The 12952-nt window shown below is 48.8% G+C and carries 11 protein-coding genes; 4 read left to right on the top strand and 7 right to left on the bottom strand.

Going from position 1 to position 12952, the window contains the following annotated elements; all coding sequences use genetic code 11:
• The 7 genes from AB7E14_RS11630 to evgA form a co-directional block, all read right to left on the bottom strand.
• Positions 1-785 (bottom strand): fimbrial protein (locus AB7E14_RS11630; protein WP_428169539.1); only part of this gene is annotated, 785 nt, incomplete at its 3' end.
• 12 nt (positions 786-797) lie between these two features.
• The gene (locus AB7E14_RS11625) at positions 798-3245 is read right to left on the bottom strand and encodes a fimbria/pilus outer membrane usher protein (protein ID WP_316962051.1); all 2448 of its coding nucleotides are present in this window, start codon (positions 3243-3245) and stop codon (positions 798-800) included.
• Positions 3246-3310: 65 nt separating this feature from the next.
• Positions 3311-3988 carry a fimbrial biogenesis chaperone gene (locus AB7E14_RS11620; RefSeq protein WP_042999414.1) on the bottom strand — a complete coding sequence of 226 codons (678 nt, stop codon included), beginning with the start codon at positions 3986-3988 and terminating at the stop codon, positions 3311-3313.
• Positions 3989-4032: 44 nt separating this feature from the next.
• On the bottom strand, positions 4033-4551 hold the full coding sequence (locus AB7E14_RS11615) for a fimbrial protein (protein ID WP_042999413.1): 519 nt from the start codon (positions 4549-4551) through the stop codon (positions 4033-4035).
• Positions 4552-4667: 116 nt separating this feature from the next.
• Entirely contained in the window at positions 4668-5192 is a 525-nt protein-coding gene (locus AB7E14_RS11610) for a helix-turn-helix transcriptional regulator (protein WP_044254092.1), read from the bottom strand.
• Positions 5193-5652: 460 nt separating this feature from the next.
• The gene (locus AB7E14_RS11605; protein WP_044327489.1) at positions 5653-8841 is read right to left on the bottom strand and encodes a transporter substrate-binding domain-containing protein; all 3189 of its coding nucleotides are present in this window, start codon (positions 8839-8841) and stop codon (positions 5653-5655) included.
• Positions 8838-9467 (bottom strand): acid-sensing system DNA-binding response regulator EvgA, encoded by a 630-nt coding sequence (gene evgA / locus AB7E14_RS11600; RefSeq protein ID WP_042999412.1) that lies wholly within the window; start codon positions 9465-9467, stop codon positions 8838-8840. The genes AB7E14_RS11605 and evgA overlap by 4 nt, the downstream gene beginning before the upstream one ends.
• 469 nt (positions 9468-9936) lie before the next feature.
• Between evgA and AB7E14_RS11595 the strand changes: the two genes are divergently transcribed.
• The 4 genes from AB7E14_RS11595 to hypT form a co-directional block, all read left to right on the top strand.
• Positions 9937-10623, top strand: a complete 687-nt coding sequence (locus AB7E14_RS11595) for a nucleoside recognition domain-containing protein (RefSeq protein WP_042999411.1) — start codon at positions 9937-9939, stop codon at positions 10621-10623.
• Entirely contained in the window at positions 10620-11081 is a 462-nt protein-coding gene (locus AB7E14_RS11590; RefSeq protein WP_042999410.1) for a YjiG family protein, read from the top strand. Before AB7E14_RS11595 ends, AB7E14_RS11590 begins: the two co-directional genes overlap by 4 nt.
• Positions 11082-11094: 13 nt before the next feature.
• The gene (gene iadA / locus AB7E14_RS11585; protein WP_054176823.1) at positions 11095-12261 is read left to right on the top strand and encodes a beta-aspartyl-peptidase; all 1167 of its coding nucleotides are present in this window, start codon (positions 11095-11097) and stop codon (positions 12259-12261) included.
• A 70-nt stretch (positions 12262-12331) separates the two neighbouring features.
• The coding region (gene hypT, locus AB7E14_RS11580; protein ID WP_428169538.1) for a hypochlorite stress DNA-binding transcriptional regulator HypT at positions 12332-12952 on the top strand (621 nt) is incomplete at its 3' end.

Below are 12952 nucleotides of genomic sequence, written 5' to 3'. Positions count from 1 at the left end.
GTTGCGTCAATAATATCGCCTTCCAACCTGACGCTGACGGCGGTTCCGGCATTGCAGGTCATCGGCAAATTGAATGACTGGGTATATGTCTCTCCCGGCGTCGTTCCTTTGCCATTAAAGGCGTTTTTATCAACCTCTTTCATATCGACAGGGATGGATGCCGTGGTCAGTTTGCAGGCTGGCGTGGTCACCGTGAATGCATTGATATTGACTGCGGCTTCTGGGGATTGCCAGAGCAGCGAGTTATTCAGCAATATCAACGCCCCCACCATTCTTGCCGATATCGTACCAGAACCGGTCTCCGTCGCCGTTTTATAAAATGTCACCGTGACCGAACCATTCAATCCGGGACTTATCATTCCCGTGGTATTTTGACAAAGCCTGGCGGTGTTAATATCGCCCCGAATCGTATTCGCCCCCGTTACGGCGGCATTCCCTCCGGCACACTTTGCCGTCGAGCCGGAAATCGCATAGCCAATACCGTCAACGTTGGTTTTATAGACCCGTACCCCATTGACCATCGAATCGAAGGTACCTATCGCCTTTACGCCAAATGTTTGATTGGAAATAACCCCGTCCGCTGAATCAAAACAACTGAACGCATTCACTGTCGGCGTCATCATCTGCGTACCAATAACGGCCCCCACCGGCAGATCCCTGGAGATAGTGATATTCTGCGGCGATAAGGTTGTTGATGGCGTGACCGTCGAACAATCCCACGCCAGCGTAGTCCGTGAAAACAGTCCCAGAGCTACCCACAATAAACTCACTATAATTCGATTCATCTTACTCTCCACTTACCTGCACTCCGCGGTGACGTTATGCGTTTTGTCAGAAGCCTGCGCAATCTGATAATGTGCCAGACAACTTTCCCCAGCCCAGTTCACCACCACGGAGCCTTTTTCCGGTGCGCCGCTAAACCAGACTCGCTGACGATCGTCAACAATCCCTTCTGGTGTATTGTCGCGATGGTTAATTGTTGCCGTCGCCCCAAACGGAATCGTTTTGCCCGTCAATTGCAGCAGGATTCGGTAGCCGGTAACGGTCGGGAAATCGGCCAGGGTCAGCGCGCCTTTTGTTGGTACGACGGTCTGCGTGTCATTCAACACATCCGTATTGTTGTTCAACCTGTCGGTATTTAGCGTCAGACTGTTCTGTCGATATGGCGCAACGTACGGCACAACGGCAAAACCTTTACTGTCTGTGTAAATGCCGCTGTTATTCGCCACTTTCACATCAGCGGCATTCTCGGCCTTCACCAACGCCATTGTCTCTCCAAGAGGTTGAGTCGCGGAGACGCCATACGGATGAACCACCAGTCCCCCCATTGCGCCAACCGAGACCTGACGATTATCGCGAGAGTAGTTATAACCAAGCTGATATTCACCATGACGGCCCTTATAATTCGCCGACGCACTGCCCGTCACATCTGCACCCTTACTGTTGTATCCCTGCTGTACGTTCCAGTTCAGATTGTTGTCTTCCAGCGCGGTACCGGACAGCCCAACCTGTGAAGTGGCGTCGCCTTTTTTATTCGCGTTTGCCGATAGCGTCATCCAACTGTTTGGCAAGAAACGTGAGAACGGAATCTGCATCGTAAAAGAGACGATATGATCGTTGTCGTTGTGCCAGGGACCACGGGAATAGCTATAGTTCAGGCCATAATTAATATTGTTAATACTGGTGTTGTAACCCAGACTGACGTTACGCTCGGTATCACCGCCCCAATAGTCCTGGTGCCAGGCCGAAAGGTTGATATTCCCGAAATCGCCAAGCTGCTGGTTCAATGTCACCTGTGCCTTACTGCGTTTGTTACGCTGATAACGCCAGTCATTGCCTTCCAGAACGTTATCGCTCGCCATCCGGTATTTATTGACATCACCATTCGCTTCCTGAAAATCATGAAAGCCGGAAGAGGAATACCGATATCCCATCAGACTCAGCGAGGTGCCCGTTGATGAAAAATCTTTGGCATACTGCGCGCGAAGCGAGATACCACTTTCCGTTCTGCCTGGCATCTGCGTATGAGCAAAGGTAGTGCCAAAAGAGAACGAACCGAAATCGCCCAATCCTTTGCCGATACCAATAGCCCCGGCCTGGTAATCTCTCGACGCCAGCGTGCCGCCATATATTGTGGTGTCCCACGGCAACCCGTAGCTCATTGTGGTCTGAAGAAAATCCGGTTCTTTATCTGTACTGTTTGATGCACGATATTTTCCCACTGCCAGAGCATATTTAAACTGGCCCTCACGCTGCATGATCGGCACAGCCGAAAATGGCTGAATAAACTGATGCACCGAACCATCTGCCTCACGCACCACCACGGTAAGATCACCGCTGGCAGCAGTAGGATAGAGATCATCAATCACAAACGGGCCTGGCGGAACATAAGACTGCCAGATAATATTCCCGCCCTGACGAATGGTGACTTGTGCGTTACTTTGCGCAATGCCACGGACTACAGGCGCAAACCCCCGAACGCTTTCCGGCAACATGGTGTCATCCGAATAAATTTGCGCGCCACGGAAGTGAACACTGTCGAATACACCAGACTGCGTATAACCATCCCCCATACTGAACTGGCTTTTCAGCACTTTAATATCACGCTCCAGTGACGTGCTGAGGGTATTCCAGCGCCCGTCCCCTTCGTTATTGTTATATGTCGAGTAATTACGCAACCGCCAGGGACCGACGTTAATCCCACTACGCAGGTTTAGATAGCTGTCATTACGCGAATCTCCCTTGCCATGGCTGTTGGCAGCAGAGAAGTTATAATTCAGGAACAGCATATTCAATCCATCGTCCCACTGTTCCGGTGCAACGGAGCCGCGTGGATCGCGCTGCATATATTCTTGTGGCACCGAAATATCCAGACGCATCCCATCAAACTGAAAATTGAGTTGGCTCCCGGGGAGTAACGCACCAATATTATCGATGGTCGCGGAATCCTCCATACTCATCCAGTCAGGCTGTGCGTTACGCTTCACACCCCATTTTACGAAATCGGCGTAGGTTAAGGATGGTGCCAATTCACTCTCTTTACCCAGAAAGCTGATATCACGAGATTCAATATAATTTCCGTTCAGATAGACATCAACGTGATAAATACCGGGAACCTGTCCGTCAGTTTTGCTGAAACGGGAGATATCAATATCACGTGGAATATTCCATCGGGTTTCAATGAGATCGGGTGAAAAATAATCCTCAGCCAACACGGTTGATGCTTGTGTAAACAGATAGACCATGACTGATAATTTCGTTAACGTTGCAAAACCTGAAACCGTATTGAACTGGAGCATAAGCATTTAACCTACATTTTAACTTTTTGTTCAGTCGTGACGCCTCCAAAATCATTAATCGCACGCCACGATACGTCACCGCCGTTTATCCCCGATAGGGGTAGCGTGACGGTTTGAAATGGTAATACCATTGGAGGCTTAGTGATCGTCTTGCCGTTCACCTTTATTTCATTGAGCGACACGCTATAAGGCGTTGGATTATTTACAGTTAATTTCCCACCCTCACGTGAAAAAATTAACTGCTGGTATGCCAATGACGGATCGCCTTTTAACCCGGTGGGACGATAAAACAGCTTCATTTTGCTTTTTACCGCGATCAACAATTCATTTTTCGCATCCGGTGAGGATGAGGGAATCGCTTTGATATTCAGCCAGTAAACGCTTTCTCTGTCGGTTGGTAAGTTATTTTCAGCCAACATGACGCGAACAGAGTTCTGCGCATTTGGATTTAATTTAAACAAAGGTGGTGTAGTAGTGAATTCGCTACCACTCTCATCACCATTTTCACTTTTACTCACCCATGACTGAATTAAATACGGTTTATTGTCCGGATTTTTAACACTGATTGCAGCCTGACTGGCATTACCATTATAAATAAGACGAGTACCGCCTATTTCAACACCACTAATTGCCGCTGTTGAGATAAATATCATCCCTATAGCAACCGTGTTATATAATTGCTGAAACATGAGAATTCCTGCTTAATTACTCAGGGCCACGAGTGGCCCTGCTTTTACTGATAAGTTACGGTGAAAGAGGTTGACGACTTGGCCGACCCTGCTCCGACAACGCCTGTGGCCATATATTTCGCGAAATAGGTCAACGTATTGTCGATGTCTTCCTGCAATGCCACGCTAGCCGAAGAAGTACCGACCGGGATCAATGTCGCGCTGTCCTGTTCATAAATAGCGACGCCAACATTTGTCGCAGTCTGACCTGTGGTCAACGCCAGAATCGAAGGGTTAGTCGTATTGGTGGTACCGTCAAATCGAACACTGGCGCTGGTTACACTTGCCGGACAGGATTTCAGCACAATGTTGAAGCGCTTAGCGGCAGCTGTTGCACCACTTCCACCAGAAAATGCCGCCGTTGAAACGGTTCCAAGCTCAACGGGTTGTGAAATCGCGGAAGGATCCACCACACACGCCGTTCCCGTAATGGTTCCGTTAAAGTTAATTACGCCATCGGCTGCATATGTCGCCTGTAGAGCAGACAGCGATAAAATCGCAGAAATCAGTGCTAATTTTTTCATATCGTAAAATCCTGATAGTTAAGTTAATATTTAATTAAAAGCGTTGATGTTAAAAACAATTATTTCTGCACTCACCTCCTCTGCATATTCTCGTTTCCCGACATTAACGCAATAATTTATGTAAGGTCAGGCTCATGAACACAGGGTTTGCACATTCTTATTCGCGCGATATTTCGATACAGAGATACACGATTACCGAGTTGAAGTTTAAATATCAGACTGCGACGGTGTGCATAGAATGTCTTCATCGACATGCCCAATAACTCACCAATCTCATTCGCCTCCATTCCTTTTTGTATACAATCAAGAACTTCACTTTCCCGGAATGAAAGCGTGTATTTCACCCGATAAGCATACCTGGAGTCATTGACAAACAGGCATGAGAGGATTTCATTTATCCGGCGTCTCTTATCAATGAAAGTTATATCTCTCAAATGGCATAACGCGTAGTAGTCGAGATCATTGGTGATAAATGCAATGATCTTCCTGCCAGGAAACAAATACTCTGTACTCCGTTGAAGGAGCGACTCATCGACATCGACTATAGTGTAATTTTCATCAATTAACTCCGGCGTTAACAACGCACTTATGCCGACAATAAAAAAATAATCATCAGAAAAAACGGAGTCTGACAATTTCATAGAACTTCCCTTTTCGACACTTCCTGCTTGCTGTTTTAACGTCTGTAAGTCGCCACATGTTTCGCTGTAAAATTTACAGAAAATAATTCAGCATGACATCACAAAAGTCGTGGATTTCGTAAGAAAACATAAAAACGATCGTTTCTACTATCTTTTTACTTTCAAAAGAACAACGATCCACACCTGGCTATTTTTATCAAAACAAAAACCCAGAATAGGCAACAAAAAACAGAATTAAACACTAGCTATATGGATAGGTTTGGTTTAATGATCCGGGCGTGTTTGATAGTTGAAACTTGTAATAAACCAAAACATGGATTTTTCTTAGGAAATATACCAGGTTTAATTAACTAATTTTATTCTGTTGGAACAGGGCTTATTTTACCTGGTTAACACAGGAGCAACATCAGCGATGCCTTATTATTCTGTCAGGCACCGCCTACACATGTAGGAAGGAAAATTAAGGTGTGAATTTCTCGATTGCCTGCTCCAGCTCGTCCAGTAGTGTCTGGATATACTCAAGCTCAGCAGGCAGTTCGGTGACAGTCATTGCGTCCGGGAGTTTATCCTCCAGAGACTGTGAAGCCTTCATTAAAGTCTCAACCCCCAATAACTGAGCAGTCCCGTTAATGCGATGAATATGATGTTTAACCAGACGATAATCACCAGACTCACTGGCGTTATAAGCCGCCGTTAAATCACAGCGATTTTCTTCCTGCGCATCTTTTAATGCGCGAAGCATCAATGCCCGATTCCCTTGCGCCAGCATCGCCAGTCTTTCGAGATCAAATGCCGTGTCGTGGGTATCACTGACACCGGAGAGTAAATGAGAGAGTTGTGACAACGTGATGGGTTTGAAAAGACAAGCATTCATGCCCGCCGACAGACAACGTTCGCGCTCGTGTTCCTGCGCCGTTGCCGTGAGCCCCCAGATAACAAGCGTTGTATTACTTTTTCTGATCTGGCGGGCAAGCTCAATACCATCCATAACCGGCATATTGAGATCGGTAATCAACAAGTCATAATTTCCTTGCTGAAGATAATGCAATGCAATCTCGCCATTGTCGGCTTCATCAGCGATGATACCCAGCGTCATAAGCTGACGTTTCAAAAGTAATCGGCTGAAAGGAAGGTCATCCGCGATTAATACCCGGAGTGTTGTTCCTTGCAATACTGGCAGAGGCGCGTCAACGTCCGCAACGGTAGGCGTGATATCAAACGACGTCTGGACTGGCAGGCTCAACGTAACGGTCGTCCCCCGATTCACCTCACTTTGCAGTTCGATTGTCCCTCCCATTTGCCTCATTAATCCCCGACTAATGGCTAATCCGAGCCCCGAACCGCGGTGATGTTCTCCCGCTATTCCCTGGCTAAAGGCGGTGAATAAACGACGTTGTTCTTCTTCGCTCATTCCCGGCCCAGAATCACGCACCGAGATCACCAGCGTTTGCTCATGCTTGACCGCAGAAATTCGCACATCACCACGTTCGGTAAATTTCACCGCGTTACCGATAATATTGGTGAGAACCTGCCCTAGTAATTGGGGATCCAGTCGCATCGCCTCGCGTGCCTCTAAACGAGAATCGTAACGTAGCGCGATCCCTTTTTGCGCCGCCAGCGCGCTGAATAATGCAATGTTGTCTTGTATCAGGCTGTCCGGATATTTCCACTGGGGAACGGTCTCTAATAAGCCCGATTCGATCTTCTCCAGATCGAGGATCTCGCCAATAAGTTTTAATAACGAACGTGAGGCCTGAGCCGCCTGGTCCACTGATGCTTTATCTTCCGGGCTAAACTTCGCAGGAGAAAATTGCAGGAGTTCAAGAAATCCCATAATGGCACTTACCGGGGTTCGTATCTCATGGCTCATGTGAGAAAGAAATTCCCGCTTCTCTTCATTGGCCCTGAGAGCCCGGTTTCGTTCCTCTTGCAGTAAGCGTTGAGAACGTTTTCTGATACGAACTTCCCGCACCAGATAGACTGCCCATAACAAGGTGCTGAGTACCAGTAACGACGCTAAGGTAGCCACCAGATAAAAAGGCCTGTTATATAATTCCCAGGTATCTATTTTGACATCCGGCAGACGAATCCATTTACTGACGATCTGCAGGACCTCTTTTTGCGGAATATCATCTAACGCTTTATCCAGAATTTGCCGTAACTCCGGCTCAGAGCGGGGCACCGCGAAACTAATTGCCGCGGGTTCTTCTCCGGTAAGCGGTATCCAGGAAAGCTGATCGGGATAGTAATGCTCGCTCAGATATCGCGCGGTCAGCTGATTCGAAATGGCGGCATCCACTTTTCCTGTTGCGACCAGATTCAATGCCACGCTGGAATTTTCCACCTCTTCCCACACAATGCCTGAATACTTCGCCTTCAGTGTGGTCAGTAAAGTATGATCGGCGCTAATTGCGACATGATTACCGGGCCGCAGCGCATGCTCTTTACTTTCCTCTTTTCTTATCACGGCCACGAATTGTGTGGTAATAAATGGGTGAGTAAAAGAGAGATAATTTTCTCGGCTGAGATCATAGGTTGCGGCCTGCACAATATGCCAGTTACCTTTTTTCATTTCAGCGATCATCTCTTTATTCGATTTGACGACCACCGTCTCAAACTGAATACCCGTTTGTAAGCCAATCAAATTAAGGACATCGCCAACAATACCCCGCGTTTGCTGGCTTCCATCAACCATCGTGTAAGGGGCAAACCAGGGATTGATAATCACACGGAGTGTTTTGTGATTATTTAACCACTGCTTTTCGCGTGGCGTCAGGTCCAGAGGTTCAATCAGGAAGGAGAGATTGCCTTTATCAATCATCGACTGGGCAATTTGCCCATGGATGTTTTCATCAATTGCGCTAAGGGTATTGTTCACAATTTCCCGCAGCCGTTGCTGTGCGGGCAAAAATAAAAAGTAGCTCTTTCTCTGTGGCGCAGGCCAATACTTCACCGTTGTCAGCGCAAGACTGAACTCCTGGGAAAGCCAGGTGCTGGTCGTGAGTGAATCGCCGAAAAACCAGGCATTGCGCCCATTATTAACAGAATTCAGCGCTTCCTGGTAACTGCCATAGTTATCGATCTCGGCATCGGGAAAGGACTGGCGGATAAAATCGACATCTGGATAGTGATTAACAATCGCTACCCCCGTACGTTGTGCGCTCTGCAATGGCGCCATAACGTTGCCAAGAGAGGTGACTAAATTGGGCCAGGAATGAATCAGTGGCAGAGAAACCTGAACACTTGCTTCACGCCAGGATTGACTCTCCAGCCCGGTCAATACCATATCGACCTCTCCCTTTTTTAACGCCTCAACAGCGTCAGCCTGATCCGGATACGCCATCACACTTATTCGTGTATTAAGGGAATGTTGAATCAATGCCAGATAATCAGCATTCATTCCCCGATAACGTCCAGTCAGCGTTGTCATAACAAGCGGCGGCTGAACGGGCTCATAAACGGCGACTCTGAGACTTTTTTTCTGCTGTAACCAGCGTTTGTCATCCTCACTCAAATAAACCGGTACAGGCGATATATAATTGAATCCTGATAGTTCCAGCTCAACGGGAAGTCTTAGTTGTGCGTAAACAGCACGCCCGCCGATGGATAAAATAATGAGCACCGCCATCAGCCATTTATTTATCATCATGTCAGCTTATTCTGATGAGCAAACGAGAGCAGTTCGATTAATGATTTACAGCCGAGTTTTTCCATGAGCCGCGTTTTATAAGTACTGACGGTTTTACCACTAATATGCATCGCCTCACCAATTTGCGAATTGTCCAGACCGTTAAGCACATGCCCCATGACTTTCATCTCTTGTGTCGAAAGGGATTCCAGACGCTGCGCATCGGTGAGGATTTCGGAGGCTTCTTCGGAGAAAAATGGAAAATAGGTATACCCATTCTGTGCGGCATTAATGGCCGCCAGGATATTATCCATGTTCTGCTTTTTACTGATAAACGCGTTCGCTCCCGCCTGTGCACAGCGCTTGCTGAAGTAACGATCGTTTTTCGCTGAGACGACCACTAACACGCCGTGATAGTGATTCGCTCTGAGTTTCTCCACCAGCTCTACCCCATTGACGCCGGGGATCTCAACGTCAATAACCACAATATCCGCAGTCGTTTTTAGCAAACTCTTCAGCGCAATCGCCCCGTCCTCATACTCTCCGAGAACCGTAACGCGATCTTTCTCCAGTACACCACGAATAGCCATACGCGCCAGAGGATGGTCGTCCACGATAATTGCCGTGCGGGAACGCATTCCACTCATAATTCCCCCAAAGATCGTGATGTTCTAAACACGCTATGTCATTAATAATAGCGTAAACGATACGGTAGATTATCCTCTACATTAACCTTTGTCGTGCGGAGTACTTCACTGTTCTCATCACTTCCCCCACCCTGGCTGTATATATTTCACTGGATACTCACTCATATGCGATCGTGATGACTGAGGCTATTGCACATCATGAAGCGATGTTCTGAATGTTTAAAACCATGCCGTTGAATCCACTATCCTTACAAAAATGGAAAAGAAATTATCTGGCAATGTTAAAACGAGGCAGAAATTGGCGGGTCGTTTTAATCCTGATATTTCTGTCACCCTATGCAAGAAACGCATAGCGCGAAACATTCTGGCATTTTCCCCATATCCCTATGACTGGTAAGGTCATTGAGTTCGGGCCACTTCTGGCCTGTCGCAACAAACACACATTATCAAAAAAATAACGGGGTTCGCTATGGCGCAACAAGGGGAACAGGCGGCGCTGCCGCTTGCAACAGAAAAGGTCGGACTTAAGGGATATCTGGCATTTTTTCTGACCATCATTTTCTTTTCCGGCGTATTTTCCGGAACGGAAGGTTGGTGGCGTGTTTTTGATTTTAGCGTGCTGAACGGTTCGTTTGGTCAGATCGCGAATGGCGCGGCACAAACGACCGTCACCTTCCGGGGCGCGGGCGGTACGGGCGCAAAAGATGGTTTTCTTTTCGCGCTCGAACTTGCGCCGTCAGTCATTTTGTCACTGGGCATTATTTCTATCACCGACGGTCTTGGCGGATTGCGTGCGGCGCAACAACTGATGACGCCGATCCTGAAGCCGCTGTTGGGCATTCCGGGCATCTGCTCGCTGGCGCTTATCGCTAACTTACAAAATACCGATGCGGCTGCAGGTATGACGAAAGAACTGGCGCAGGATGGTGAAATCACCGAGCGCGATAAAGTCATTTTTGCCGCATACCAGACCAGCGGCAGCGCGATTATTACCAACTATTTTTCCTCTGGTGTTGCCGTCTTCGCGTTTCTGGGAACGTCTGTTATCGTCCCGCTGGCCGTGATTCTGGTGTTTAAATTTGTCGGCGCCAACCTGCTACGTATCTGGATCAACTTTGAAGAACGCCGTAACCCAACGCAAGGAGCACAAGCATGACCACTCAGGTTCGCAAAAATGTCATGGACATGTTTATCGACGGTGCCCGCCGCGGCTTTACAATTGCCACCACTAACCTGCTGCCAAACGTGGTGATGGCGTTCGTCATTATTCAGGCGCTGAAAATCACCGGTTTACTTGACTGGGTTGGACACATTTGTCAGCCCGTCATGGCACTTTGGGGACTTCCTGGTGAAGCCGCCACCGTGCTGTTAGCGTCGCTGATGAGTATGGGCGGCGCGGTAGGCGTTTCCGCCAGTCTGCTCACTGCGGGAGCATTAAATGGGCACGACGTCACGGTTCTGCTCCCGGCGATATACCTGATGGGTAACCCGGTACAAAACGTGGGTCGCTGCCTCGGTACCGCCGAAGTGAACGCCAAATATTACCCCCACATCATTGCGGTATGTGCCATCAACGCATTACTGTCGATCTGGGTTATGCAGCTTATTGTTTAAAAAGGGAATTATCATGCCTGATTTATCCTTCGCAGAATTTACGTTACTGCAAGGTGCGCACCTTTATACCCCTGAAGACCAGGGGATTTGCGACGTGTTTCTCGCCAACGGCAAGATTATTGCCGTTGCACGCGATATCTCGCCTCACATTGTGCCGGATTGTAAGGTTATCAATCTCCAGGGACGGATCCTGTGTCCTGGCTTTATCGATCAGCATGTACACCTGATTGGCGGCGGTGGCGAAGCGGGCCCCACGACCCGCACGCCAGAAGTCAGACTGAGCAGACTGACCGAAGCCGGGGTCACGACCGTCATTGGTTTGCTCGGCACCGACTCCGTAACCCGTCATCCGGAATCACTGCTGGCGAAAACCCGGGCGCTGAATGAAGAAGGGATCACCGCCTGGATGCTAACCGGCGCTTATCATGTTCCTTCACCGACGATCACCGGTTCCGTCGAAAAAGATGTGGCGCTGATCGATCGCGTTATCGGCGTAAAATGCGCCGTCTCTGACCACCGCTCTGCCGCGCCTGGCGATTATCAACTGGCAAACATGGCAGCGGAATCTCGTGTGGGTGGCCTGCTGGGCGGCAAACCGGGTGTCAGCGTGTTCCATATGGGCGACAGTAAAAAGGGGCTCAAACCGCTGTACGACATTCTCGAAAATAGCGATGTGCCGATGAGTAAGCTGCTTCCCACCCACGTAAACCGCAATGAGGCGTTGTTCGAAGAAGCACTGGCCTTTGCGCTCAAGGGCGGCACCATCGACATCACCAGCGGTATCCCCGATCCGGTTGCACCGGCTGAGGGGGTTGCTCGCGCAGTCAAAGCCGGTGTACCGCTTGCCCGGATAACGGTCAGTTCTGATGGTAATGGTAGTCAGCCGTTGTTTGATGATGCCGGAAAACTCACCGGAATTGGCGTGGCGGGCTTCGAGAGCTTGCTTGAAACTGTACAATCGCTAATCAACGATTACGGATTTACCCTGACCGACGCACTGCGTCCGCTGACGACCAGTGTGGCTACCTTTCTTAACCTATCCACTAAAGGCGAAATCGCCCCCGGTAAGGATGCCGACCTGCTGGTAATGACGCCGGAATTGTGTATTGAGCAGGTTTATGCTCACGGCAAACGCATGGTGGTTGACGGGAAAGCCTGCGTGAAGGGGTCTTTCGAGTAAGCGCAATCGGTTGTCAGCCGTGTGAATGCCCGTAAAATGGCGCAGACAGACGGCTGACAGGTGATGATAAATGGATGTGAGTGGTGCAGGTTTGTATAACATTGAAACGAAATGGCTTTATGACTTTCTGACGCTGGAAAAGTGCCGAAACTTCTCCCAGGCCGCGATTATTCGTAATGTCTCGCAACCCGCCTTCAGCCGTCGTATTCGCGCCCTGGAAAACGCGGTCGGGGTTGAATTGTTCAATCGTCAGGTCTCGCCGCTGCAACTCTCCGAGCAGGGAAAAATCTTTCACTCTCAGATACGTCATCTGCTACAACAGCTGGAAAGCAACCTGGCTGAACTCCGTGGCGGCAGCGATTTCACACTGCGTAAAATTAAGATTGCCGCTGCGCACTCCCTTTCACTAGGGCTGTTACCCGGTATCGTCAGCCAGATGCCAACCCAGTTTACCTGGTCGGTTGAGGCGATCGATGTCGATCAGGCGGTCGATATGTTGCGGGAGGGGCAAAGCGACTTTATCTTCTCTTATTATGACGAAAACCTGCTCCAGCCTCCGTTTGCCAATATTCACCTGTTTGAGTCACAACTGTTTCCCGTCTGTGCAAGCGATGAAAACGGAAAACCGCGATACACACTCGACCAACCCGCGTTCCCGTTGCTCAACTATAGCCAGAACTCCTATATGGGG

It is taken from the genome of Citrobacter sp., from assembly GCF_050252275.1.
Taxonomy (GTDB): domain Bacteria; phylum Pseudomonadota; class Gammaproteobacteria; order Enterobacterales; family Enterobacteriaceae; genus Citrobacter_A; species Citrobacter_A amalonaticus.
This window is presented reverse-complemented; position numbering and strand designations above follow the sequence as displayed.

Excerpts from the sequence above, each read along its gene's own strand:
- AB7E14_RS11625 (WP_316962051.1), bottom strand. The coding sequence starts at position 3,245 with ATGGTCTATCTGTTTACACAAGCATCAACCGTGTTGGCTGAGGATTAT.
- AB7E14_RS11620 (WP_042999414.1), bottom strand. The coding sequence starts at position 3,988 with ATGTTTCAGCAATTATATAACACGGTTGCTATAGGGATGATATTTATC.
- AB7E14_RS11615 (WP_042999413.1), bottom strand. The coding sequence starts at position 4,551 with ATGAAAAAATTAGCACTGATTTCTGCGATTTTATCGCTGTCTGCTCTA.
- AB7E14_RS11610 (WP_044254092.1), bottom strand. The coding sequence starts at position 5,192 with ATGAAATTGTCAGACTCCGTTTTTTCTGATGATTATTTTTTTATTGTC.
- AB7E14_RS11605 (WP_044327489.1), bottom strand. The coding sequence starts at position 8,841 with ATGATGATAAATAAATGGCTGATGGCGGTGCTCATTATTTTATCCATC.
- evgA (WP_042999412.1), bottom strand. The coding sequence starts at position 9,467 with ATGAGTGGAATGCGTTCCCGCACGGCAATTATCGTGGACGACCATCCT.
- AB7E14_RS11595 (WP_042999411.1), top strand. The coding sequence starts at position 9,937 with ATGGCGCAACAAGGGGAACAGGCGGCGCTGCCGCTTGCAACAGAAAAG.
- AB7E14_RS11590 (WP_042999410.1), top strand. The coding sequence starts at position 10,620 with ATGACCACTCAGGTTCGCAAAAATGTCATGGACATGTTTATCGACGGT.
- iadA (WP_054176823.1), top strand. The coding sequence starts at position 11,095 with ATGCCTGATTTATCCTTCGCAGAATTTACGTTACTGCAAGGTGCGCAC.